The organism is Micromonospora sp. NPDC050695, from assembly GCF_040654415.1.
Taxonomy (GTDB): Bacteria; Actinomycetota; Actinomycetes; order Mycobacteriales; family Micromonosporaceae; genus Micromonospora.
In genome coordinates, this window is the sequence record NZ_JBFAHZ010000004.1 from 212847 (window position 1) to 237120 (window position 24274).

General features: G+C 72.6%; 19 protein-coding genes. 9 read left to right on the forward strand and 10 right to left on the reverse strand.

All coding sequences use genetic code 11. The annotated features are described in order from the left end of the window. The first annotated feature begins 14 nt into the window (after positions 1 to 14). Complete coding sequence (gene lipB, locus AB0H52_RS04925) at positions 15 to 656, forward strand: lipoyl(octanoyl) transferase LipB (protein WP_151492925.1); 642 nt, start codon at positions 15 to 17, stop codon at positions 654 to 656. A gap of 21 nt (positions 657 to 677) precedes the next feature. On the opposite strand, the gene aspS is transcribed toward lipB, so the two are convergent. Next, positions 678 to 1964 carry an aspartate--tRNA(Asn) ligase gene (aspS, locus tag AB0H52_RS04930; protein ID WP_151492926.1) on the reverse strand — a complete coding sequence of 429 codons (1287 nt, stop codon included), beginning with the start codon at positions 1962 to 1964 and terminating at the stop codon, positions 678 to 680. A gap of 437 nt (positions 1965 to 2401) precedes the next feature. Between aspS and lipA the strand changes: the two genes are divergently transcribed. Beyond that, a complete protein-coding gene (gene lipA / locus AB0H52_RS04935) occupies positions 2402 to 3397 on the forward strand; it encodes a lipoyl synthase (protein WP_357945306.1) in 996 nt (331 codons plus the stop codon). Between the two features lie 123 nt (positions 3398 to 3520). Here lipA and AB0H52_RS04940 read toward each other — a convergent pair whose 3' ends face one another. Continuing rightward, on the reverse strand, positions 3521 to 4069 hold the full coding sequence (locus AB0H52_RS04940; protein WP_151492928.1) for a hypothetical protein: 549 nt from the start codon (positions 4067 to 4069) through the stop codon (positions 3521 to 3523). Between the two features lie 467 nt (positions 4070 to 4536). Here AB0H52_RS04940 and AB0H52_RS04945 point away from each other — a divergent pair, with 467 nt between their 5' ends. Next, positions 4537 to 5223: a DUF4191 domain-containing protein gene (locus tag AB0H52_RS04945; protein WP_151493395.1), complete on the forward strand. Its 687-nt coding sequence runs from the start codon at positions 4537 to 4539 to the stop codon at positions 5221 to 5223. A gap of 230 nt (positions 5224 to 5453) precedes the next feature. Here the strand turns inward: AB0H52_RS04945 and AB0H52_RS04950 are convergent, their stop codons facing one another. After that, a complete protein-coding gene (locus AB0H52_RS04950) occupies positions 5454 to 5852 on the reverse strand; it encodes an RDD family protein (RefSeq protein WP_357945309.1) in 399 nt (132 codons plus the stop codon). A 262-nt stretch (positions 5853 to 6114) separates the two neighbouring features. Here AB0H52_RS04950 and glnA (AB0H52_RS04955) point away from each other — a divergent pair, with 262 nt between their 5' ends. After that, entirely contained in the window at positions 6115 to 7539 is a 1425-nt protein-coding gene (gene glnA / locus AB0H52_RS04955) for a type I glutamate--ammonia ligase (protein ID WP_151492408.1), read from the forward strand. A gap of 193 nt (positions 7540 to 7732) precedes the next feature. On the opposite strand, the gene mptB (AB0H52_RS04960) is transcribed toward glnA (AB0H52_RS04955), so the two are convergent. The 5 genes from mptB (AB0H52_RS04960) to AB0H52_RS04980 all read right to left on the reverse strand — a co-directional run bounded on the left by mptB (AB0H52_RS04960) (position 7733) and on the right by AB0H52_RS04980 (position 16142). Continuing rightward, positions 7733 to 9184, reverse strand: coding sequence for a polyprenol phosphomannose-dependent alpha 1,6 mannosyltransferase MptB (mptB, locus tag AB0H52_RS04960; protein ID WP_151492413.1), 1452 nt, complete (start codon positions 9182 to 9184; stop codon positions 7733 to 7735). A gap of 113 nt (positions 9185 to 9297) precedes the next feature. Then, positions 9298 to 10698, reverse strand: a complete 1401-nt coding sequence (mptB, locus tag AB0H52_RS04965; protein WP_192580454.1) for a polyprenol phosphomannose-dependent alpha 1,6 mannosyltransferase MptB — start codon at positions 10696 to 10698, stop codon at positions 9298 to 9300. A gap of 47 nt (positions 10699 to 10745) precedes the next feature. Further along, positions 10746 to 12362: a hypothetical protein gene (locus AB0H52_RS04970; RefSeq protein ID WP_357945313.1), complete on the reverse strand. Its 1617-nt coding sequence runs from the start codon at positions 12360 to 12362 to the stop codon at positions 10746 to 10748. Beyond that, entirely contained in the window at positions 12355 to 15375 is a 3021-nt protein-coding gene (locus AB0H52_RS04975; RefSeq protein WP_357945316.1) for a bifunctional [glutamine synthetase] adenylyltransferase/[glutamine synthetase]-adenylyl-L-tyrosine phosphorylase, read from the reverse strand. The genes AB0H52_RS04970 and AB0H52_RS04975 overlap by 8 nt, the downstream gene beginning before the upstream one ends. Further along, positions 15375 to 16142, reverse strand: a complete 768-nt coding sequence (locus AB0H52_RS04980; RefSeq protein ID WP_151492411.1) for a type 1 glutamine amidotransferase — start codon at positions 16140 to 16142, stop codon at positions 15375 to 15377. Before AB0H52_RS04980 ends, AB0H52_RS04975 begins: the two co-directional genes overlap by 1 nt. A gap of 112 nt (positions 16143 to 16254) precedes the next feature. Between AB0H52_RS04980 and AB0H52_RS04985 the strand changes: the two genes are divergently transcribed. Both AB0H52_RS04985 and AB0H52_RS04990 read left to right on the forward strand, forming a co-directional pair. Beyond that, positions 16255 to 17190, forward strand: coding sequence for an LD-carboxypeptidase (locus AB0H52_RS04985; RefSeq protein ID WP_357945319.1), 936 nt, complete (start codon positions 16255 to 16257; stop codon positions 17188 to 17190). A 217-nt stretch (positions 17191 to 17407) separates the two neighbouring features. Next, entirely contained in the window at positions 17408 to 17896 is a 489-nt protein-coding gene (locus tag AB0H52_RS04990; RefSeq protein WP_357945322.1) for a hypothetical protein, read from the forward strand. Between the two features lie 253 nt (positions 17897 to 18149). Here AB0H52_RS04990 and AB0H52_RS04995 read toward each other — a convergent pair whose 3' ends face one another. Both AB0H52_RS04995 and glnA (AB0H52_RS05000) read right to left on the reverse strand, forming a co-directional pair. Then, positions 18150 to 18575 (reverse strand): DUF350 domain-containing protein, encoded by a 426-nt coding sequence (locus tag AB0H52_RS04995; protein WP_357945325.1) that lies wholly within the window; start codon positions 18573 to 18575, stop codon positions 18150 to 18152. A gap of 87 nt (positions 18576 to 18662) precedes the next feature. After that, positions 18663 to 20012 (reverse strand): type I glutamate--ammonia ligase, encoded by a 1350-nt coding sequence (glnA, locus tag AB0H52_RS05000; RefSeq protein WP_151492872.1) that lies wholly within the window; start codon positions 20010 to 20012, stop codon positions 18663 to 18665. A 229-nt stretch (positions 20013 to 20241) separates the two neighbouring features. Between glnA (AB0H52_RS05000) and AB0H52_RS05005 the strand changes: the two genes are divergently transcribed. The 3 genes from AB0H52_RS05005 to AB0H52_RS05015 all read left to right on the forward strand — a co-directional run. Beyond that, positions 20242 to 21999 carry an NAD+ synthase gene (locus tag AB0H52_RS05005; protein ID WP_151492871.1) on the forward strand — a complete coding sequence of 586 codons (1758 nt, stop codon included), beginning with the start codon at positions 20242 to 20244 and terminating at the stop codon, positions 21997 to 21999. A gap of 158 nt (positions 22000 to 22157) precedes the next feature. Next, positions 22158 to 23003 (forward strand): 3-methyl-2-oxobutanoate hydroxymethyltransferase, encoded by an 846-nt coding sequence (panB, locus tag AB0H52_RS05010; protein ID WP_151492870.1) that lies wholly within the window; start codon positions 22158 to 22160, stop codon positions 23001 to 23003. A 475-nt stretch (positions 23004 to 23478) separates the two neighbouring features. After that, positions 23479 to 24274, forward strand: a 796-nt coding sequence (locus tag AB0H52_RS05015) for a DUF222 domain-containing protein (protein ID WP_357945329.1), incomplete at its 3' end; no start/stop codon positions are given.

Consider the following 24274-nt stretch of genomic DNA (forward strand, 5'->3'; position numbering starts at 1 on the left):
CTAGGCTGGACGCCGTGACAACGACGACCTCCGGCCTGACGGCCGTCCGCGCCGGCCTGCTCGACTACCAGGCCGCCTGGGACGAGCAGCGCCGCCTGCACGAGTCGGTGGTGGCTGGCGAGCGCGGCGACACCGTGCTGCTGCTGGAGCACCCGAGCGTCTACACCGCGGGCAAGCGCACCGAGCCGTGGGACCGGCCGATGGACGGCACCCCGGTCGTCGACGTGGACCGCGGCGGCAAGATCACCTGGCACGGGCCGGGGCAGCTGGTCGGCTACCCGATCCTGCGGCTGCCCGACCCGGTGGACGTGGTCGCCTACGTCCGGCGTACGGAGGAGCTGCTGATCGACGTGTGCGCCGAGTTCGGGCTGGCCGCCGGCCGGGTCGAGGGGCGCAGCGGTGTCTGGGTGCCCGAGGACGACCGGGGGCCGGCCCGCAAGGTGGCCGCCATCGGCATCCGGGTGGCCCGGGGCGTCACCCTGCACGGCTTCTCGATCAACTGCGACTGCGACCTGGCGTACTTCGACCGGATCGTGCCGTGCGGCATCCGCGACGCCGGCGTCACGTCGCTCACCGCCGAGTTGGGCCGCCCGATCACCGTGGCCGACGTGCTGCCGGTGGTCGAACGCCGGCTGTCCACCCTGACCGAGGTCTGAGCGCACAGCCGGCGTCCCGTCCTACGGGGTGAGCCGGTGCAGGTCACGTGGGAACGCGGTGACCTCCCGGACGTTCGCCGCGCCGACCAGGCGCGCCACGAACCGTTCCAGGCCGATGGCGAAGCCTCCGTGCGGCGGCATGCCGTGCCGGAACGCGTCCAGGTATCCCGCGTACGGCTCGACCGGCTCGCCCCGGGCCGCGAGCGCCGCCAGGTAGTCGGCGTGCCGGTGCAGCCGCTGCCCGCCGGTGACCAGCTCCAGACCACGGAACAGCAGGTCGAAACCGTTCGAGTACGCGGGCCTCGCCGGGTCCGGGTGGGTGTAGAACGGCCGCTTGGCCATCGGGTAGCCGGTGACGAACAGGAAGTCGGAGCCGTGTTCGCGGCGGGCCCACTCGCCCAGCGCCCGTTCGTGGGCGGGCGCGAGGTCCGGCTCGTCGGCGGGCGCGCCGGCGATCTCCAGCGCGTCGGTGAAGTGCACCGCCGGGATCTCCGCCGGCACCTGCGGCGGCGTGACGTCCAGCGTCGCCAGGGCACCGGCGGCCCGCTCGCCCACCGCCCCCAGCATTCCGGCCAGCACGTCGCGCAGCACCCGCATGACGTCGGTATGGTCGGCGACGAAGCCCAGCTCCACGTCGAGCGACGTGTACTGCGCGAGGTGCCGGACGGTGTCGTGCGGCTCGGCCCGGAAGACCGGCCCCACCTCGTAGACGCGTTCGAAGACGCCGACCATCAGCTGCTTGTAGAACTGCGGCGACTGGGCCAGGTACGCGGGACGGCCGAACCAGTCCAGCGCGAACACGTTCGCCCCGCTCTCGGTGCTGGAGCTGACCACCTTCGGCGTGTGGACCTCCACGAAGTCCCGGGCGTCGAGGGTGGCCCGGAAGCCGGCCACCGCCGCCGCCGAGATCCGCAGCGCGGCCGAGCGGCTCGGATGGCGCAGGGCGGTCGGGGCGTTGTCGAGCTGGGTGGGCAGGCTCGCGGTGAGCGCCGGCCGGTACAGGTCGAACGGGGGCGGCACGGCGGGCGGGCCGAGCGGACGTACCGTCGGGTCGGTCAGCTCGACCCCGGCGGGCGCCGTGTCGTTCGCGGTGACCGTGGCGGTGACCTCGACGACCGTCTCCTCGGTGAGTTTCTCCAGCTGCGCGCGGGTCGCCGGGTCGGTGACGACGACCTGGGCCAGGCCGGCGGCGTCCCGCACGATCAGGAACGCCACCGACTTGAGCAGGCGGCGGCGGTGCACCCAGCCGGCGATCCGCACGGTGTCACCGGCGTGGGCGGGCAGTTGGTGGGACAGGGTTCGTTGCATGACGGGCTGCTCCTCGGTCGATCGCGACGCCGCCACCGGGGCGGTGACATCGCATCAGCCCCAGGGAGGTGTGGGCGAGCGGGAACCTCGCGGTGCCACCACACCTTCGCCCCCGCCGCGGCGGGGGCCTCGTTCGTCGCCTGATGACCGGGGCCAGCCGGGCGGGCTCTACTGGGCGTCTCCGCCGTTCTGCCCGCAGCTCGGGAGGGTCTTCACGCACCGGCGCCAGACCGCCTCTCAGCACCGGCGGCTCTCTGCACTGGCGGGTCGGCGCGCTACTCGGCTCCGTCGTCGCTGTTGGCGCTGAATCTAGCACCGGATCCGTCGCGTGTGACGCCTATTTTCCGCAGCCCGGTGTCCGGCGTCACAACGTCTGCGGCGTGACGCCGGTCGCCTGACGCACATAGACGACGGCCGTCCGGCGTAGGCTCGTTTTCGTGACGATCGAGCACTCCGCGCCGACGAGCGGCCAGGCAGCGCGTACCGCAACAGCGGCCCCCGAGGGGCGTCGGCTGCTGCGCATCGAGGCGCGCAACGCCGAGACGCCGATCGAGCGCAAGCCGCCATGGATCAAGGTCAAGGCCAAGATGGGCCCGGAGTACACCCAGCTGCGCGGGCTCGTCTCGCGCGAGGGGCTGCACACCGTCTGCCAGGAGGCCGGCTGCCCCAACATCTACGAGTGCTGGGAGGACCGGGAGGCCACCTTCCTCATCGGTGGCGACCAGTGCACCCGGCGCTGCGACTTCTGCCAGATCGACACCGGCAAGCCGGCCGAGTTCGACGCCGACGAGCCGCGTCGGGTCGCCGAGTCGGTGGTCTCGATGGGCCTGCGCTACGCCACCATCACCGGTGTCGCCCGCGACGACCTGCCCGACGGCGGCGCCTGGCTGTACGCCGAGACCGTCCGGCAGATCCACGCCCTGCAGCCCGGCTGCGGCGTCGAGCTGCTGATCCCGGACTTCAACGCCGTCCCCGAGCAGTTGGCCGAGGTCTTCGGCTCCCGCCCGGAGGTGCTGGCGCACAACGTGGAGACCGTGCCGCGCATCTTCAAGCGAATCCGCCCGGCGTTCCGCTACGACCGCTCGTTGGACGTGATCCGGCAGGCCCGCGCCGACGGTCTGGTCACCAAGAGCAACCTCATCCTCGGCATGGGCGAGGAGCGGGCCGAGGTGTCGCAGGCGCTGCGCGACCTGCACGAGGCCGGCTGCGAGCTGATCACCATCACCCAGTACCTGCGCCCCTCCCCCCGGCACCACCCGGTGACCCGCTGGGTCAAGCCGGAGGAGTTCGTCGAGCTGCGCGAGGAGGCCGAGGAGATCGGCTTCGCCGGGGTGATGAGCGGGCCGCTGGTGCGCTCGTCGTACCGGGCCGGCCGGCTCTACCGGCAGGCACTCGACGCCCGCGCCGCCGCGCCGGTCGTCACCGCCGGCTGACCCGCCGGCAGCACTGGACGGCCAGTGCGGCGGGAGCGCGCCGAAGGGAGCTCTCTCGCCGCACCGTTCCGTCTCGGTGCTAACCGTCGATCAGCGCCGCCGCGCCGCTGAGGAGCGGAATAGCTAAGGCTGACGCGTCACGTCACCGGCGTCATCGTCATTGTCGCCATACCAGACGTTCATGCATTGCAAGGCGCCTGAGTGACGCAGGCAGACTCGCACGTACCGATGCGCTCCGTCGATTCGCTTCGAGGTCAACGTGCCACTCGAACTGGCCTGAGTCTCGCAATAGTCCCAGGTTCCCAATTTTTGAATATCAGTCGTCGACTTAAAGTAGTGCTCGGCGCTACCAGTCACCGAGAAGTTCGAGCGATCTATAGAGATCACATCACCCGAAGATGCGCCCTCGGCCTTCGCGATCACGGATGCGTTCGCGTGGTTGCTGTAAAGCCGAATGGTCTTACCGTGAAGGGATCCAGGGTACCGAGTGTCACCGGTAGAACCGGTCTTTAGGACTTCACCGTCACCAAGCGCGTTCCAGGCACCTGACACGCATCGGTTCGCTGCCTGCGCTGGCGCGCTTGTGCCGAACTGCACTGCTGCCACACCTGCGGCAGCCAAGACGAACGCCATCAGCCCTTTGCCGGAATTTCTGAGCACGTTGCTATACAACAAAAACCTCCCCCGTTCGGTGCATTGATGTTGAACATCAGATCACGCAAAGCAGCGCACGACAAGAGTGCGATGAGGAAGCAGCGATTTTCACCAATTTTCACGAACCGTCCAGATTGAGCCATCTTCTCCTGCCGAGCGATTCGCTTCGGTGTGGCGCGGGACGACGATGGCTTGAACGATCGCGGCGGTGGCGCGCGTATCTTCGCATCGGCCCGGGTTCACGGCCTTCTGCCTGTGTGACAGCTTTGGCCGCAAGCTGCAGCCCGGTCGCCGTCGGCGTCCACCTCGGCCAGTCCGCACCGGTCAGGACGATCACCTGGCTGCAGTCACTTGCAGTGACCGCCGCTTCGCGGCCTGCCCGAGCAGCGCCAAGTGGTCTACGCTAGGCCGGTCAGCAGCGGGGCGGACGGGCGGCACCCGGACGCGGATCAACTCGGGCGACGGGGCCCACTAGACTCTGCGGCATGGCAAAGCCCCAGGAGAAGGTCTCGTTCGGCCAGCGGCTGAAGCAGATCGGGATGGTGTTCCAGTTCACCGCCAAGCAGGACCGGTGGTTCGCGCCGCTGGTCGCCGCCGCGGTGCTGCTCCCGCTCGCCCTCACCGTGGTCGCGGTCATCCTCTGGGGCTGGATCTGGCTGCCGCTGGGCATCCTGTTCGCCCTGCTCGCGGTGCTGATCGTGCTGAACCTGCGGTCCAACAAGGCGATGATGAACGCCGCCGAGGGGCAGCCCGGCGCGGCGGCGCAGATCATGGAGAACATGCGCGGTGACTGGCGGGTGACCCCCGCGGTCAGCTCCACCACCCAGATGGACATGGTCCACCTGGTGATCGGCCGGCCGGGCGTGATCCTGCTGGCCGAGGGCAACCCGCAGCGGGTGCGTGGCCTGCTCGGGCAGGAGAAGCGGCGGCTGTCGAAGGTGATCGGCTCCGCCCCCCTGCACGACTACGTGATCGGCCAGGACGAGGGCGAACTGCCCATCCGCAAACTGCGCACGACGCTGCTGCGCCTGCCCCGCGCCCTCTCCGGCAAGGACGTCAACTCGCTGGACAAGCGACTCAAGGCGCTCACCGCCCGTCCGCAGATGCCCAAGGGCGCGATCCCGAAGAACATGCGGCCGCCAGGCGCGTTCCGCCAGTCGCGGGGCCGCTGACCCCTTCGACGTACGCCGAGAAGAGCCGGTCCCGCCCGGGTCGGCCTCGGCCCGGCCATGATCGTGCTCGATCCTGGATCTAGTGGGCTCGCGTGCGGGCTATGCCACTACATCCTGGATCGAGCGCGATCTTGCGGGGTCCGGGACACGGGGGCCCGCAGGTCGCGAAGGGGGTCGCAGGTCGCGGGGGGGGGCCGCGGGGGCTGGGATCGGCCTTGGTGGCGGCGGACTCAGCCTCGGGGGGCGTCGACGACGACCGAGTCGGCGACCCGGTCGTGCAGGCCGCGACGGTGTCCGTCCATGACCAGCGCGGGGACGACGAGGGCCAGCAGCAGGCCCCGGATCAGTCCGCGGAGCAGCCCGATCCGGCCGCCGTCGCGCCAGTTCACGCAGCGGATCTTCGTGATGTACATGCCGGGTGTCTGGGCGAACAGGCCGAGGAAGATGCCGTACTCGACGACCAGCACCAGCACCGGGGCCCAGCCGTCGCGCACCGGGTCGGCGAAGAGGTTGGACACCAGGAGGCAGAGCACCCAGTCGATGATCAGCGCCCCGAACCGCTTGCCGAGGCTCGGCGGAGTGAAGGTGGGATCGGTGGCCGGTGCTGCCGGGGCGTGCGGATTGGTCACAGCGGTCAAGGGTATCCGCGCCCTGGTGAGGCACCGCCGGGTGCCGTCACCGCTGCGCGCCGATTCGGGCCAAAGGCATCAGATGTCTTTACAATGGCACAGCCGGTACGACGTTCGCGATGGGCCGGGAGCGGGACGGGAGCGTCGCTGACGCTCCGCGAGGGACGTAACACGGCAGAAACAACGGAGACATGGCCGGGCAACCGCTTGGCCCTAGCGTCGCCAGAAGCCTAGCCACCCCGTGGACGTGCCAGGAGGATGTGTGTTCGCCAATCCCGAGGAACTGCTGCGATACCTCAAGAACGAGGACGTGAAGTTCGTCGACGTTCGTTTCTGTGACCTGCCCGGCGTGATGCAGCACTTCAATGTGCCGGTCGAGTCCGTCAACGACGACCTCTTCACCGACGGCCTCGCGTTCGACGGCTCGTCGATCCGCGGTTTCCAGGCGATCCACGAGTCGGACATGCTCCTGCTCCCGGACGTCGCCACCGCGTTCATCGACCCGTTCCGGGCGCAGAAGACGCTCGCGCTGAACTTCTTCATCCACGACCCGTTCACCCGCGAGGCCTACACCCGCGACCCGCGTAACGTCGCGAAGAAGGCCGAGGCGTACCTGGCGGCGAGCGGCATCGCCGACACCGCCTACTTCGGTGCGGAGGCGGAGTTCTACATCTTCGACTCGATCCGCCACGAGACCTCGGCGAACCAGTCGTTCTACTACATCGACTCGATCGAGGGCGCCTGGAACACCGGCCGCGAGGAGGAGGGCGGCAACCGCGGTTACAAGACCGCGTACAAGGGCGGCTACTTCCCGGTTCCGCCGGTCGACCACTATGCCGACCTGCGCGACTCGATCGTGCGCCGGCTCGTCGACACCGGCTTCACCGTGGAGCGGTCGCACCACGAGGTGGGCACCGCCGGCCAGGCCGAGATCAACTACCGTTTCTCCACCCTGCTGCACGCCGGTGACCAGCTCCAGCTCTTCAAGTACATCGTGAAGAACGAGGCCTGGGCCAACGGCAAGACCGCGACCTTCATGCCCAAGCCGCTGTTCGGCGACAACGGCTCCGGCATGCACACCCACCAGAGCCTCTGGCTCAACGGTGAGCCGCTGTTCTACGACGAGACCGGGTACGCCGGCCTGTCCGACACCGCCCGCTGGTACATCGGCGGTCTGCTGCACCACGCGCCGTCGCTGCTGGCGTTCACCAACCCGACGGTCAACTCGTACCGCCGCCTGGTGCCGGGCTTCGAGGCGCCGGTCAACCTGGTCTACTCGCAGCGCAACCGCTCCGCGTGCACCCGCATCCCGGTGACCGGCAGCAACCCGAAGGCCAAGCGCGTCGAGTTCCGCGTCCCGGACCCGTCGGCAAACGTCTACCTGGCCTTCTCGGCCATGATGATGGCCGGCCTCGACGGCATCAAGAGCAAGATCGAGCCGCCGACGCCGATCGACAAGGACCTCTACGACCTCCCGCCGGAGGAGTGGGGCGACGTCAAGCAGGTGCCGGGCTCGCTGCCGGCCGTGCTCGACTCGCTGGAGGCCGACCACGACTACCTGCTCGACGGTGGCGTCTTCACCCCCGACCTGATCTCCACCTGGGTCGACTGGAAGCGCGCCAACGAGGTCGACCCGGTGCGCCTGCGCCCGACCCCGCACGAGTTCGCCATGTACTACGACTGCTGAGCAGTCACCGATTCACCGGTCGGGCCGGCTCCGCAGTGCGGGGCCGGCCCGACCCGTCTCCGGGACCACCCGTACCCGTACCACGATCCGCACAACTTCCCTGATGTTGCTGTCTCCTACGCACGGCGAGGCAACAACATCCCTGATGTTGCGCTGATCTTCGCCGCCGAATGCGTCGTGCGGCGCGATCATGTCAGCCGGAGCGGCGGGGGGCGCGCCCGCGGCGGGACGCGCGGCGCGCGCCGACCAGGAGGGCGGCCAGGAGCACGGCGGTCATCGCCAGGGCGCCCGGGGCCTTGGTGACGCGGGCCAGGTTCGTGCCGTCGGGCAGGGTGAGGAAGGCGGCCGCCGCGACCGGCAGCACGAACCACGTCGTACGGGCGGCGGTGAGGGCGAGCAGCGCCAGCGGCCAGGTCGCGTACCAGGGGTGGAAGACCGGGGACAGGACGACGGCGGCGACCAGTGCCAGCGCCGCCCCACGCAGCGCCGCCCGAGGACGCAGCGGCACCCGGAATCCCGTCTGGCGGACGTCGTCCAGCGTCCGCCAGGTCCGCCACCAGAGCACCGCCAGCACCCCGGCGAGCAGCAGCAACGCGACCGCCCGGAGCACCGGCACCGCCTGTGCGTCCCGGCCGGCCAGCGCACCGGCGTAGTCCACCACGAAGCCGACGGCGGTGGGTGGCGACGTCCACTGCTCCGAGTCGCCACTGTGGGTGAGCCCACCGACCCAGCCGAACCCGAGGCCGGACACCGCCGAGGTGACCAGTAGCGCGGCGAGCAGCCCGCCGGCCAGCCAGCCGCCGTCGCGCAGCAGCGCCCGTCCGGCGTACCGACCGTGCACGCCGGCCAGGACGGCGAACGGCACCACCAGCACGGCGCTGGCCTTCACCGTGACGGCCAGCCCGAGCAGTGCCCCGGCCAGCAGCAACGCCGCCGGCCGGCCCGGGCGACGGACCACGATCAACAGCCCGCACAGCAGCAGGCCCACCATCACGGCGTCGTTGTGCGCGCCGGCCACCAGGTGTACGCCGACCAGCGGGCAGGCCAACAGCAGCCAGACCGCCCGCCGGGAGGGCACTCCGGCGGCTCGCGCCAGCCCGGGCAGGCAGAACGCGGCCAGCAGCAGCCCCGCCACGGCGATCACCCGCAGCGCCACGATGGTGCCGGTGAGTCCGCCACCGAGGCCGACCGCGAGCGCCGCGAGCAGGACGAAGACCGGCCCGTACGGTGCCGGGGTGTCCCGCCAGATCGGCGCGACCGTGTCCACCCACGGGCAGCCCGCCGCCGCCACCCCGACCGCGTACGGGTCGACGCCGTGCGCGTACGTCCAGCCCTGGCAGGCGTACGAGTAGACGTCCCGGCTGCCCAGCGGAGGCGCGACCAACAGCGGCAGTGCCCACAGTCCGGCGGTGACGTACGCCCACCGGGTCGACGGGGCACCTTCGCGCAGCGACCACCACGCCCCGACGAGCAGCGCGGTGCCGACCAGCCAGCAGATCAGGGTGGCCGGGCCGCCCGGGGCTCGCCAGATCGACACCGGTGTCCCGCCGAACGGGGCGTCGGGCAACGCCCCGCCGAGGTACCCGGCCACGGCGAGCAGGACCGCGCCGGCCAGGCCCGCGTACCGGGCGGAACGCCCGGCCAGGCCCGCGTAGCGGGCGGAACGCCCGGCCCGGCCCGCGTACCGGGCGGAACGCCCGGCCAGGCCCGCGTACCGGGAGGAGGGCGCGTCGGGAGCGGTCACCGGCGCACCTTCCCTCAGTCGGCGGCGACCGGCTGGCGGGTCGCCCGAGCCGACCGTACCAACCGGATGACCACCACGATCACCAACAGCGTCATCAGCGGCGCCCCGACCGTCTTGGTGTACCGGGGCAGCCCGGTGCCGTCGGGCAGCACGAGGAAGGACGCGACCAGGGCGACCACGGTGAACCATCTGGTCCGCTGGGCGGTGGCCGCCAGCACGAACAACGGCCAGGTCCAGTACCAGGGGTGCACCACTGGGGCGAGCGCGACGGTGAGGGCGAGCGCGAGGCCGGCGTGGTAGAGCGGGTCGCGGGTGCGGGCCCGCCACCAGAGCCAGACGAGCAGGATGGCCAGGACGACCACGGCGATCCCACGGGTCACTGGCAGGGCGTCGATGTGACCGCCGAACAGCGCGGCGACGTACCCGATCGTCTGCCCGACGGCGGTCGGCGGGGAGGTCCAGGCGATGGCGGCGCCGCCCTGGGACAGCCCGCCGACCCACCCGAAGTCCAGCCCGCCGGCGACGGTCACGCCGACGACGGTGGCGGCCGCGCCGCCGACCACCCAGCCGCCGTCGCGGATCAGCGTCCGGATCCGGTACGGCCCGGCGGTGGCCGCCAGCGCGGTGAACGGCACCACCACCACGGCGGTCACCTTGATGGCCACCGCGACGCCGAGGAGCAGCCCGCCGACCAGCAGCAGTGCGCGCCGACCCGGGTACGCCGCCACCACGGCCAGCCCACCGACCAGCGCGGCGAGCATCAGCACGTCGTTGTGGGGGCCGCCGATGAGGTGCGCGGCGACCAGCGGGGAGCCCAGCGCCAGCCACACCGCCCGCTTCGGCGGCACACCGGCACGACGGGCCAGCGCCGGTAGGGCCCACGCGGTGAACAGCACCCCGACCAGCGACAGTGCCCGGAACACGACGATGCTGGCGGTCAGCGAACCGGTGGCCTTGACCACGGCGCCCGCGATGAGCACGAACAGCGGCCCGTACGGCGCGGGGGTGTCGCGCCAGATCACCGAGACCGTGTCCAGCCAGGGGCAGGGCAGCGCGGAGACGCCCTGCTCGTACGGGCTGATGCCGCCGGCGAAGCTGGCGCCCTGGCAGGCGTACGCGTACACGTCCCGGCTGCCGAACGGCGGTGCGACCAGCAACGGCAACAGCCAGAGCCCGACGGTGACCAGGGCCCAGCGCGTCGACGGCCCACCGTCGCGCAGCGCCCACCAGGCGTACGCCAGCAGGCCGGTGCCGACCGCCCAGGCGGCGAGGATCAGCGGGCCGTTCGGGCCCTGCCAGATGCTGACCGGGGTGCTGCGCAGAGGGCCGCCGGGGAACGCGCCCCCGAGGTAGGCGGAGATCGCGAGCAGCGTCGAGCCGGCCAGGCCGGTCCAGCGTGCGAGGTGGGAAGGCACGCCCGACATGCTGCCAGCACGTCGGTCCCGGGACGACGGCAGCATCATCAGCAGTGGTTCGCCGGTGCGAGCCCGCTGGAGATCGAATAGTCGCCGGCGGTGCGGACCCGCACCTCGGTCCACCCGTCCGCGCCGGCTCGCAGACAGCCGTCCGGGCCGGTCAGCGACAGCCAGCGCGACCAGCGCACCCGCACGAGCACGTCACCCGGATCGGCGCTCAGCCGGACCGCTCCCCGGTCGGCGGTGACGAGCTGCCCCGGGGCACCGACCAGCGGTGTCGGGTCGACCACGGCGTACATCCGCCAGGTCGGGTCACGCCAGACCTCCCGCAGGTAGGGCAGGCCGGTGCCGATCAGCGCGGCCTCGTCGCGGCCCCACCGGTCGGCGGGCGCGTCCGGGGCGAGCACCACGTAGGTCACCGCCTCGTGGCGGAGCCACTGCTCGTACGTCCGCGCGTTCAGGCTGCCGTCGTAGAACAGCGCGTTGCGGTCGCTGTCGACCTGGCGTTCCCAGCCCCGGGCCAGCGGCACGGTCGGCGGGAGGTACGCAGACTCCCAGTGGTCGCGCAGCGGCACCACCTCGACCCGCCCGACCGGCTGCCGTCGGTCGAGGTCCGCGACGAGCGGCCGGTGGAAAGCCGCGGCGCTCTCCGGGGCGCCGGCCCGGGTCACGTCGCTCGTCATCACCGGCGACTGCCACCACACGGTCGCGGCGAGTAGCCCGGCCAGCCACGGCCCCGGCAGCGCGGCGTACCCGGCCAGCACGGGCAGGGCGAACAGCATCGGCAGCCGCAGCGCGTTGGACCCGATTGGGCTGGGCACGTAGTACGCGCCGACCAGCAGCAGCACCGTGAGCAGCGCGCCGATGCGCAGCACCCGGCGGCGACGCGGCAGCACGACCGCCACCAGCACCGCGAGCGCGACGTTGATCCGCATCGACTCGGCCGAGTACGGCTGGGTGCCACCGTTGCCGAAGAGGACCGCGATCGGGGCCACCGTGGCGGCGGGCGCCACGGCCAGCACGAACCCCTCCGCCAGTGGTCGCTCGATCCGCCAGCCGCCGGGCAGCGGACGGCCCGGCCCGGCACCGGTTCGCAGGGCGGACAGCAGCAACGCCGCGCCGGCCAGCCCGGTGAACAGGCCGGCGACCGGGCTGGCCGCCGTGGCCAGGGCGGCGCAGCCGGCCGCGAGGGTCAGCCGGACCCAGCGTGGCGGGCGGTCCGCGCTGACCGCGCAGAGCGCCAGCAGCCCGAACGCCAACCCCACCGCGAAGGTGATCCGGCCGCTCGCCAGGTTGCCGACCAGCACCACGGCGCCCAGCACGCCGGCCAGCAGCGGCCGACGGGCCCGGTTGCGGGTGAACAGCCAACCGAGCGCGGCAGCGCCGAGCACGGCGGCGACCGCCCCCAACGGACGCACCCCGATGAGCGCGCCCAACCGGGCCGTGAACAGGCTGTAGCCGTACTGGTCGACGCCGCTGTACCAGCCGAAGTCGATCGGCGCGGCGCCGTACCGCTGGGCGAACTCGGCGCGGGCCACCTGCGCGGCGAGGTCGGTGCCCATCGGCGGCGCGAGCAGGAACGCGACGGCGAGCACCACGGCCACCCCGGTCGCCGCCGCCCAGGCGGTGCGCTGCCCGGCCGGGCGCGCCGACGCGTCAGGCATTGAGGACACGTTCCGCCGCGGCTCGGGAGCGGCGGCCGGTGCGCAGGTACTCGTCGAGGAACTCACCCGGGTCGTCGCGGCCGAGCAGCCGGACCACCCCGGCCAGCTCCACCCCGTGCCGGGGCAGCTGGTCGCCGGCCCGGCCCCGGACCAGCATCAGCGCGTTGCGGACCTGCGCGGCCAAGGACCACCCGGCGGCCATCTCCGCGGCGTCCGCCGGGTCGATCAGGCCGGCGTCGGCGGCGGCCGTGAGGGCGTCGAGGGTACGCGTGCCACGCAGCGCCGGGTTCGCGCCGGCGTGCCGGAGCTGGACGAGCTGCACCGCCCACTCCACGTCGGCGAGCCCGCCCCGGCCCAGCTTGGTGTGGGTGGCCGGGTCGGCGCCCCGGGGCAGCCGCTCGGTCTCCACCCGGGCCTTGATCCGGCGGATCTCGACGACCTGCTCACGGGTCAACCCGTCGGCCGGATACCGCACCGGGTCGATCATCGCCTCGAACTCGGCGCCCAGCTCGGCGTCACCGCAGACGAACCGGGCGCGCAGCAGCGCCTGCGCCTCCCACACCCGGGACCAGCGGGCGTAGTACGTCGCGTAGGCGGCGAGGCTGCGGACCAGCGGACCCTGGCGGCCCTCCGGTCGCAGGTCGGCGTCGACGCCGAGCGGCGGGTCGGGGGCGGGTACGCCGAGCAGGCGGCGCAACTCCTCGGCGATGGCGTGCGCGGCGGCGCTGGCCGCGCTCTCGCTGCTGCCGGCGGGCGGGTCGTAGACGAAGAGCACGTCGGCGTCGGAGAGGTAGTTCGACTCGTACCCGCCGAGCCGGCCCATGCCGATGACGGCGAACCGCAGCCCCTCCGGGGCCGGCTGGCTGGCCTGGGCGGCGCGCAGCGCGGCGGCCAGGGTGGCGTCGGTGACGTCGGCGAGGGCGGTGCCGACCGCGGTGACGTCGGCCAGCCCGGGTGCCGGCCGGTTCGTGCCGTCCGGCCTGGTGGGGGTGGGTGCGAGCGCGCCGGCCCGGCAGAGCAGGTCGGCGCAGGCCACCCGGACCAGTTCCCGTCGCCGCAGCGCCCGCACGGCGCGGGTCGCCTCGACCGGGTCGGTGTGCCGGGCGGCGGCCGCCAGGAACCCCTCCCGCAGCACCTCGCGCGACCGCGGCGCCAGCTCGTTCTCCTCGGCCAGCAGCCGCAGCGCCTCCGGGTCGCGGGCGAGCAGGTCGGCGACGTAGCGGGACAGGGCGAGCACGCGGGCCAGCCGCCGGGCGACCGGGCCGCCGTCGCGCAGCAGCCGCAGATACCAGGGTGTGCTGCCGAGCTTGTCGGAGACCTTGCGGTAGTTGAGCAGCCCCCGGTCCGGTTCCGGCGCGTCGGCGAACTCGCTGAGCAGCACCGGCAGCAGGGTCCGCTGGATCGCCGCGGTGCGGCTCACCCCGCCGGTGAGCGCCTGGAGGTGCCGCAGCGCCCCGGCCGGGTCGGCGAACCCGAGGATCTCCAGGCGGTGCCGGGCCGCCTCCGGGGTGAGTCGCAGCCCGTCGGCCGGCACCCGGGCCACTGACTCCAGCAGCGGCCGGTAGAGCAGTTTGGCGTGCAGCCGGCGTACCTCGGCGGCGTGGGTGACCCACTCGGCGCGGAAGCTCTCCACGGCGCTGCGCCCCGGCGTGGCGGTGTAGCCCAGCGCGGCGGCCAGCCAGCGCAACGCGGCCGGCTCGGTGGGCACGGTGTGCGTACGCCGCAGGGCCTGCAACTGGAGGCGGTGCTCGACGCTGCGCAGGAAGCGGTAGCCGCGCAGCAGCGCCTCACCGTCGGCGCGGCCGACGTAACCGCCGGCGACCAGGGCGCGCAGCGCCGGGAGGGTGCCGGGCGCCCGCAGTGTCTCGTCGCCGCGACCGTGCACGAGTTGCAGCAGCTGCACGGCGAACTCGATGTCGCGCAGCCCACCGGGGCCGCGCTTGATCTCGCGTTCCAGCTCCTTCGGCGGGATGTGGTCGATGATCCGGCGGCGCATCGCGCGGACGTCCTCGACCGCCTCGGGCCGCTCGGCCGCCCGCCACACCAGCGGGGCGAGCTGGTCGATCCACTCCTGGGCCAGCGGCAGGTCCCCGGCGGCCGGGCGGGCCTTGAGCAGCGCCTGGAACTCCCAGGTGCGCGCCCACCGCCGGTAGTAGGCGAGGTGGCTGGCGAGGGTGCGGACCAGCGGGCCCCGGTTGCCCTCCGGCCGCAGGGCCGCGTCCACGGGCCAGGCGACGAGGCCACAGATCTGGATCAGCCGGGTCGCCACCAGGGTCGCGGCGGCCAGGTCGGCGTCCTCGGCCGCCACGAAGATGACGTCCACGTCGGAGACGTAGTTGAGCTCACCGCCGCCGCACTTGCCCATCGCCACCACCGCCAGCCGGGGGCGCTCGATGCCCTCGGCCAGCTCGTCCACGGCGATCTCGAAGGCCGCGCCCAGCGTCGCGTCGGCCAGCGCCGACAGCGCGGCCATAGTCTGCTCCAGGCCGCGCCCGCCGGTGAGGTCCGCCGCCGCGATCCGCAGCAGTGCCAGACGGTACGCGGTCCGCAGCACCGCCACCGGGTTGCCGTCGCCGACGAGTTCCAGTCGCCCCTCGGCGGTCGGCGCGAGCCCGTCCGGTGCGGTGCGCAGCGTCTTGTAGTGCTCGGGATGGGCCACCAGGTGGTCGCCGAGCGCCGACGAGGCGCCGAGCACCGCGATCACCCGCCGCCGCAGGCCGGGATCGACGTGCAGGTCCGCGAGCAGCGGCGACGCGGCGTTTCCCCCGCTCGTGCGGCGTTCGGCCTCGACGATGCGGTGCAGTTGGCGCAACGCCAGGTCCGGGTCGGCGGCCCGGGACAGCGCCGCGAGCAGCTCCCCCGCCGCCTCGTCGACCGGCTCCTGCTCGTCGGGTCGCCACAACCGCAGCCCGTCCGGGCCGAGCAGGTCGGCGGCACGCGCACCGCCGTCGCCGTCGGCGGTGCCGAAGCCGTAGCGGGCGAGCCGCCCCGGTGCCCTGGTCGGCCGGCTCATCAGTGCCCGAGCAGCGGCAGGCCACGCCGCGTCGTGCTGTCGTCCAGCTCGCCGAGCGCGAGCGCGGCGAACCGGGCGGCGAACGGCTGCCAGACCTCCTCGACGTCCACCATCACCGAGTCGCAGGCCGCGATCACCAGCTCCGGGTCGTACCCCAGCTCGGCGAGCTGGGTCGAGTCGGTGGCCCAGTCGGCGATCATGGCGGTGTCGCACTCGATGTGGAACTGCAGCCCCCAGGCCCGGTCACCGAGGCGGAACGCCTGGTGCGGGTAGCGGGTGGAGGCGGCCAGCAGGGTCGCGCCCCGGGGCAGTTCGGTGATCTCGTCGGAGTGCCACTGGAGCACGTCCGGGATCAGCGGCACGTACCGGAACAGCGGGTCGTTCTCGGCGGCGTCGCGCCGGCCGACCACGCCGGGGCCGATCTCCGGCCCGGACGGGCTCCGCTCGACCAACCCCGCGTGCGCGGTGGCGAGCAGCTGCGCGCCCAGGCAGACGGCCAGGGTGGGCACCCGGTAGCGGACCGCCTTGCGCAGCAGGCCCTCCACGGCGGGAAACCAGGGCGCGCCGGGCGAGCCGTCCGGCAGCGGGTACGCCTGCTGGTCGCCGCCGAGCACCACCAGCGCCGCGTACCCCTCCAGGTCGGCGGGGAGCTCGTCGCCGGCGTGCGGGCGGACGACCCACAGCTTCAGCCCGGCCTCGGTCAGCCACTCACCCAGTCGGCGCGCGTCGTCCGTCGGGTCGTTCTCGATCACCAGCGCGGTTGCCACCCGTCGAGGCTAGCCGGTGCATGATGTGCCGCCACGCCCCGCCACGGGCCGCGTCGCCGTCCGCCGCCCGTGGGCGGTTCCGCCGTCGGCGGGGTCGTTAGGCTCTGCGGTTGTGATCAGCGAGGACTCGGCCGTCGTCCGCCCGCCCGTGCTGCGCCCGGGTGACACGGTGCTGCTGGTGTCACCGTCCGGGCCGACCACTCCGGAGCGGGTGGCGCGGGGGATGGAACTGCTCACCGGTTGGGGTCTGCGGCCGGTGCCGGCGCCGAGCGCGTACGCCCGGCACGGCTACCTGGCCGGCACGGACGACCTGCGCGCCGCCGACCTGAACGCGGCCTTCGCCGACCCGGAGATCCGCGGGGTGATCTGCACCCGGGGCGGCTACGGCGCGCAACGGATCGTCGACGCCATCGACATGGCGGCTGTCCGCCGCGACCCGAAGGTGGTGGCCGGCTTCTCCGACATCACCGCCCTGCAGTTCGCGCTGTGGCGGGGCGCCCGGCTGGCCGGCGTCCACGGCCCGGGGGCGGCCTGGCGCGACGAGCGCACCCCGCTGCGGTCCGCCGAGTCACTGCACGCCGCGCTGATGACCACCGAGACGGTGTCGGTCACCGCCGTGCCGGCCGAGGACACCTACGCGGTACGCGTACCGGGTCGGGCCACCGGCACCCTGCTCGGCGGCAACCTGTGCATGATCACCGCGTCGATCGGCACACCGGACCTGCCCGACCTGACCGGGGCGGTGCTGTTGATCGAGGACGTGCAGGAGCCCCCGTACAAGGTCGACCGGATGCTCACCCAGCTGCGCCGGGCCGGCGCGCTGGACGGGCTGGCCGGCGTGGCGGTCGGGCAGTTCACCGACTGCGCCGACGGCTGGGACACCACGGTCGTCGATGTCCTCAGCGAACAGCTCGGTGACCTGGGCGTACCGGTCCTCGGTGGCCTCCCGATCGGCCACGGCGCCGGCCAGCTAACGGTCCCGGTAGGCACGAAAGCGACCCTGGACACCGAAACCCAAACCCTCACGGCAACCCCCGCCGTCCAGTAACCCCTCCCCCCTCCCCCTGGTGATCAAGAGGTTTGCGTCGTTCTCGGCCGGGATTCTGACGCAAACCTCTTGATCAACTGAACCGGGTGGGGGTCAGGTGGGCCAGCGCCGGCCTGGGATTGTCAGCCCGCTGACAGGATCGCCACGGGTTGCACCCAGGCTGGCCGGTCACTGTCGGTGACGACATCGCAACATCACCGACGTTCTGGAGGACAGCATGTCCCGCACCATCCGTAGGAAGCACCTGCTGGCCGGCCTGGCCACCGCCGGCGTCCTCGGCGTGGGGATCGCGGCCCCGACGATCGCGTTCGCCGCGGACACCCCGACACCGACGCCGAGCGCCAGCAGCACCGCCGACGGCGCCGGCGCGGCGAAGGGCGACCGGCAGGGCGCGTTCGCCGAGGCGCTCGCCAAGGAGCTGGGTGTCCCCACCGACAAGGTGACCGCCGCGCTGAAGAAGGTCCGCGAGCAGCACCGCCCGTCCGACCGGCCGGGGCGTCCGACCGACCGGCCGGGGCGCCCGTCCGCCGAGGACCGGCAGGCCGCGCTCAAGGAGCGGCTGGACCAGGCGGTCAAGGACGGCAAGCTCACCCAGGAGCAGGCCGACGCCATCACCAAGGCCGTCGAGGCCGGCGTCTTCCCGGGCCCCGGCGGCCACCGCGGCCCGGGCGATCACCGCGCTCCCGCGGGTACGCCCGGCAAGTAACCCCTCCGGGGCAGGCCCTGGCCGGACCGGGCCTGCCCCGACTTGATCCACTCACTTTCGCTGATTCGGCGGTGTCCGGGCCGGTCGGACACCGCCGAATCGTGGAACCCGAGTCGATCACCGGCCCGGAGCGCCCCGGCCAACGCGGAGAGCCGGTCCGTGCGGTTCAGGCCCGGCACGCTACGCCCGGGAGCTGCTCGGCCTCGATGCCGACGACCTGGGCGCGCAGTACGACGCGCTGCGGCGACCGCGCTCAGGCGATGCAGGCGCAGACGATCAACGCGGCGCCGAAGTGGGTGGCGGCGCTGACCCGGGCCGCCGGATGCGGCTCGGGCGAGCAGATGACCTCGCCCAGCTTGCCGGGGGTGAGCAGGTCGAGCACCACGAACGCCAACGCCATGATGCCCAGCCCGAGCAGACCGAACACCACGGTGGAGGCGAGCCCCTTACCGAAGTCGCTGTAGCTGGTCAGGATCGCGGTGAAGACGATCCCGGCGATGCCGAGCTGGTTGGCGGCGAGCAGCAGCCCCGCGTTGGCGTTGCGGTCCACCCAGATCAGGTCCCGCAACCTCCCCGGGGTGAGCCGGTCGACCAGACCGAACCCGGCCGCCATCAGGCCCACGCCGACGATCCCGAACACGACGCTCTGCCAGGCACCGCTGAGCAGATCCTCCAGCACCGACTGCCTCCCGACTCTCCGCCCGGAGGGGTACCGGCGCGGTGATCGAGACGATAGCGGCAGCGCGCAACCGCGTCAGCCCCGCTCCTACAGCGCCAGGTAGCGCTGCCGCTCGTACGGGGTGACCTCGCGGCGGTACTGCTCCCACTCGGCCCGCTTGTTGCGCAGGAAGAAGTCGAAGACGTGCTCGCCGAGCACCTCGGCGACCAGTTCGGACTCGGCCATCACGTCGATCGCCTCGGCGAGGTTCTCCGGCAGCGCCTCGTATCCCATGGCGCGCCGCTCGGCGCTGGTCAACGACCACACGTCGTCCTCGGCGCCCGGCGGCAGCTCGTAGCCCTCCTCGATGCCCTTCAGGCCGGCGCCGAGCAGCACCGCGAAGGCGAGGTACGGGTTGGCCGCCGAGTCCAGCGAGCGGACCTCGACCCGGGCCGAGTTCGGCTTGCCGTACGCGGGCACCCGGACCAGCGCGGACCGGTTCAGGTGACCCCAGCAGACGTACGCCGGGCTCTCGGTGATCCGGTCCGGCAACGCCTGCGGGAAGAGCCGCTTGTACGAGTTGACCCACTGGTTGGTGACCGCGGTGTACTCGCGGGCGTGCATCAGCAGGCCGGCGATGAACGACTTCGCCACCTTGGAGAGCTTCATCGGGTCGCCGGAGTCGTGGAACGCGTTGCGCTCCCCCTCGAACAGCGACAGGTGGGTGTGCATGCCGCTGCCCGGCTGGTCGGTGAACGGCTTCGGCATGAAGCTGGCCTGCACACCGGTGGAGAGCGCGACCTCCTTCACCACGTGCCGGAAGGTCATGATGTTGTCGGCCGTGGTGAGCGCGTCGGCGTAGCGCAGGTCGATCTCCTGCTGACCGGGCGCGACCTCGTGGTGGCTGAACTCCACCGAGATGCCGATCCGCTCCAACGCCAGCACGCCCTGGCGCCGGAAGTCCCGGGCCACCGCGTGGGTGGTGTGCTCGAAGTAGCCGCCGGTGTCCACCGGGGTCGGCACGGAGCCGTCCTGCGGACCGTTCTCCAGCAGGAAGAACTCGATCTCGGGGTGGGTGTAGAAGGTGAAGCCCTTCTCGGCGGCCTTGGACAGCGCGCGGCGCAGCACGTGCCGCGGGTCGGCCCAGGAGGGGCCACCGTCGGGCAGCAGGATGTCGCAGAACATCCGGGCGCTCTCGCCGCTGACCCCACCTTCGAACGGGAACACCTGGAAGGTGGTCGGGTCGGGCATGGCCACCATGTCCGACTCGAAGACCCGGGCGAAACCCTCGATGGCCGAGCCGTCGAAGCCGATGCCCTCCTCGAAGGCGGCCTCCAGTTCGGCGGGCGCCACCGAGACGCTCTTGAGCGTGCCCAGCACGTCGGTGAACCACAGCCGGACGAACCGGATGTCCCGCTCTTCCAGCGTACGGAGGACGAACTCCTGCTGACGGTCCACTTCCCCAACCCCTCGCGACAACTCTTTTGTCCGCCTTGGCCGGGCTGCACCCGACCTGACCGCCCAGTGTTCCCGGGCCTGGTTACGCAGACGTTACGCGAACCGCCGCCGCCCGTCCCCTCGTGTCCCGCCCGCCGGCCGACGACCATGCTCCCTGCGCGCGGCTACCGGGCTCCCTGCGCGCGGCTACCGGCGGATGACACCGGACGGGCTGGGGCAAGATGGAGACATGCCCACCCTGCGTCTCGCCCTGTCCCAGGTCAACCCGAGCGTCGGCGACCTCGCCGGCAACGCCGACCTGGTCCGCAGCTGGACTCGCCAGGCCGCCGATGCCGGTGCCCAGCTGGTGCTGTTCCCGGAGATGATGCTCACCGGCTACCCGGTCGAGGACCTGGTCTTCCGACGGTCCTTCATCGCCGCGTCCCGGGCGGCCCTGCAGCAGCTCGCCGCCGACCTCGCCGCGGACGGCCTCGGCGACCTGCCGGTGGTGGTCGGCTACCTGGACGCCGACGGGCCGCCGCAGGTCAGCGGGGACGCCGAGCCGGCGCGGGGTGCCCGCAACGCCGCCGCGCTGCTGCACCGGGGCGAGGTGGTCGCCCGCTACTTCAAGCACCACCTGCCCAACTACGGCGTCTTCGACGAGGACCGCTACTTCGTGCCCGGCGACATGCTGACCGTGGTGCGGATCGGCGGCGTGGACGTCGCGCTCACCATCTGCGAGGACCTGTGGCAGGCCGGCGGTCCGTTCGCCGCCGCCCGGCAGGCCGGCGTCGGCCTGGTGGTCAACATCAACGGCTCGCCGTACGAGCTGAACAAGGACGACATCCGGCTGCCGCTGGTCCGCCGCCGGGCCGCCGAGGCGAACGCGACCATCGCGTACGTCAACATGATCGGCGGGCAGGACGAGCTGGTCTTCGAGGGCGACTCGATGATCGTGACCGCCGACGGTGAGCTGCTCACCCGCGCCCCGCAGTTCGTCGAGCACCTTCTCGTACACGATGTCGAACTGCCGGCCGCGACCGCGCCGCCGGCCGCGGAGACCATCGCGGACGGCCTGCGGGTGGTACGCGGCGCGGTCGACGGCGTCCCGCCCACGCCCCCGGGCCCGGCCGCCGTCGGCGGGCTGATCGAGCCGGTCGCCGACGAGGCCGAGGTGTGGCAGGCGCTGGTGCTCGGCCTGCGCGACTACGTCAACAAGAACCGTTTCCCGTCGGTGGTGCTCGGCCTCTCCGGCGGCATCGACTCGGCGGTGGTGGCCGCGCTGGCCGTCGACGCCCTCGGCCCGGACCGGGTCGTCGGCGTGTCACTGCCCAGCCAGCACTCGTCCGAGCACTCCCGCGAGGACGCCGCCGACCTGGCCAAGCGCACCGGCCTGGACTACCGCATCGAACCGATCCAGCCGATGGTGGACGGCTTCCTGGCCAACCTGTCGCTGTCCGGGGTGGCCGTGGAGAACCTCCAGGCCCGGGTCCGCGGTGTCATCCTGATGGCGCTGTCGAACCAGGAGGGCCACCTGGTGCTGACCACCGGCAACAAGAGCGAGCTGGCGGTGGGCTACTCCACGCTGTACGGCGACTCGGTGGGCGGCTTCAACCCGATCAAGGACGTGTGGAAGACGCTGGTGTGGCGGCTGGCGAAGTGGCGCAACGCCGACGCGTCCCGCCGGGGCGAAACCCCGCCCATCCCGGAGAACTCGATCGGCAAGCCGCCGAGCGCCGAGCTGAGCCCGGGACAGCTCGACAGCGACAACCTGCCCGACTACGACGTCCTCGACCCGATCCTCATCGGGTACGTCGACGGTGACCTCGGCCGCGACGGGCTGGTCGAGTCGGGTCACGACCCGGCGGTGGTGGACAAGGTGCTGCGGCTGGTGGATACCGCCGAGTACAAGCGACGCCAGTCCGCGCCGGGCGCGAAGATCTCCATGAAGGCGTTCGGCCGGGATCGTCGACTGCCGATCACCAATCGGTGGCGCGAGCACGGCTGATCTCCTGGATCGGGTGCCGGGTCGCTGAGCTGGTCCGGCACTCCTCCGCGCATCCGAGTGACATCTTCCACTGCGCCCTGCCGCCACCCCATCCCGCGGTGCGACGATCGCGACGGAACCCGGGGACCGCGCAGGCGGCCTCGAGGAAGGAGACAGTCATGTCGGAGTCCACCGCGAACGAGGTGACCGCCCTGTACGGCGGCCCGGCCACCCGGCGGGTCCGTACCCGCGACCTGATCGCCGCCAAGGAACGCGGCGAACGGTGGCCGATGCTCACCTCGTACGACCAGTACACGGCGGGAATCTTCGACCAGGCCGGCGTGCCCGTGCTGCTGGTCGGCGACTCGGCCGCGAACAACGTGTTCGGCTACGAGACGACCCTGCCGGTCACCGCGGACGAACTGCTTCCGCTGGTACGGGCGGTGGTGCGGGCCACCCGACAGTCGCTGATCGTCGGCGACCTGCCGTTCGGCTCGTACGAGGAAGGTCCCGCCCAGGCGCTGCGCACCGCCGTCCGGTTCATGAAGGAGGGTGGCTGCCACGCCGTGAAGCTGGAGGGTGGCCGCCGCTGCGCCGCGCAGATCGCCGCGATCGTCGGCGCCGGCATCCCGGTGATGGCGCACATCGGCTTCACCCCGCAGAGCGAGCACACCCTGGGCGGCTACCGGGTGCAGGGCCGAGGTGACGCCGCCGAGGAGGTACTCGCCGACGCGCGGGCGGTCGCGGAGGCGGGCGCGTTCGCGGTGGTGCTGGAAATGGTGCCGGGCGAGGTGTCCAAGCAGATCACCCACGAGCTGTCGATTCCCACCGTGGGAATCGGCGCCGGCCCGGACACCGACGCCCAGGTGCTGGTCTGGCAGGACATGGCCGGCCTGCGTACCGGCAAGGCGCCACGCTTCGTCAAGCGGTACGCCGACCTCGCCGGCACCCTCACCGACGCCACCCGCCGCTTCGCCGACGAGGTCCGCAGCGGCGAGTTCCCGGCAGCCGAACACACCTTCTAGCGTTCTGGCGCGGGCCGCGGGCCGCGGTCCGGGGGCCGCGGACCGGGGCTTCGTCGCCTTTGCGGGCCGCGGTCCGGGGCGTGCGTGGCCTTGCCGGCCGCGCTGGCCTTACGGGGTGCGTCGCCTTGCAGGCCGCGTGCGCCTTGCAGGCCGCGTGCCGGCGTCGCCGCGTGCCGGCGTCGCCGCCTTGCCGAGTGCCGGCGTCGCCGCGTGCCGGCGTCGCCGCCTTGCCAAGTGCCGGCGTCGCCGCGTGCCGAGTGTGCCCGTGCGGCGGCGTGGTCGCCTATCGGCATGGTCGCATCGCCCGCTCTCAGACTCAGGCCGGCGCGACCTGGACTGGCACGACCTGGCGCGGCGGGGCCACCGGCACGGCATCTCGTTCACCGGTCGGCCCCTCCGCCCAAGCCTCAGAACCAAGACAGTTAAATCGATCTTGGTGACTGAATTTGTCGTACACCTGTTCTAGTCTCGGGTCATGGTCGGGGAGTTGACGCAGGCAGAGGACGCCATCGCGGCCTGCGCCGACACCGCCGCCTGGGCGCTGCCCGAGCAGGAGCTGATCGCCGCGCTGGACGCCGCGCACCGCCTGGAGCAGCGCCTCGCCGCCGTGAAGCTGGCCCTGATCCGTGAGCTTGATGGTCGGGGCACCGCCCGCGCGCAGGGCGCCTCCTCCACCACGGTGTGGCTGCGGGAACGACTGCACCTCACCATCGCGGCCGCCCGCCGCCTGGTCGACCTCGCCACCGCGCTGGACACCGGCAACCCCGGAATACGCCACGCGCTCGCCGACGGACACATCACCGTCGAGCAGGCCCGGGTCATCGCCGACACCATCACCACCGTGCACACATCGGCCGGCCCCGAAACCGCCGACACAGCCGTCACCGTGCTCATCGACTGGGCCGCACAATTCGACCCCACTAAGCTCCGCACACTCGGCACCCGCATCCTCGACCACGTCGCCCCCGACATCGCCGACACCGCCACCCGCGCCGCCCTCGACGCCGAAACGGCCCGCGCCGCCCGCGACCGACACCTCACCCTGTCCACCCTCACCGACGGCCGCCTGCGACTCACCGGCACCCTCGACACCGAAACCGCCGGCCTACTACGCGCCGCCATCGACCCTTTGACCGCGCCCACCGGACCCGATGACACCCGCAGCCCCGGGCAGCGCCGCCACGACGCCCTCGCCGAGGTCTGCCGCCTCAGCCTGCGCACCGGCGACCTACCCGAACACGGCGGCGAACCCGCCCAGATCGTCGTCACCA

Bases quoted from the DNA above. Each gene is read 5' to 3' on its own strand.
- aspS (WP_151492926.1), bottom strand. From the start codon at position 1,964: ATGCAACGAACCCTGTCCCACCAACTGCCCGCCCACGCCGGTGACACC.
- AB0H52_RS04945 (WP_151493395.1), top strand. From the start codon at position 4,537: ATGGCAAAGCCCCAGGAGAAGGTCTCGTTCGGCCAGCGGCTGAAGCAG.
- AB0H52_RS04970 (WP_357945313.1), bottom strand. From the start codon at position 12,362: ATGCCTGACGCGTCGGCGCGCCCGGCCGGGCAGCGCACCGCCTGGGCG.
- AB0H52_RS04975 (WP_357945316.1), bottom strand. From the start codon at position 15,375: ATGAGCCGGCCGACCAGGGCACCGGGGCGGCTCGCCCGCTACGGCTTC.
- AB0H52_RS04990 (WP_357945322.1), top strand. From the start codon at position 17,408: ATGTCCCGCACCATCCGTAGGAAGCACCTGCTGGCCGGCCTGGCCACC.
- AB0H52_RS05005 (WP_151492871.1), top strand. From the start codon at position 20,242: ATGCCCACCCTGCGTCTCGCCCTGTCCCAGGTCAACCCGAGCGTCGGC.
- panB (WP_151492870.1), top strand. From the start codon at position 22,158: ATGTCGGAGTCCACCGCGAACGAGGTGACCGCCCTGTACGGCGGCCCG.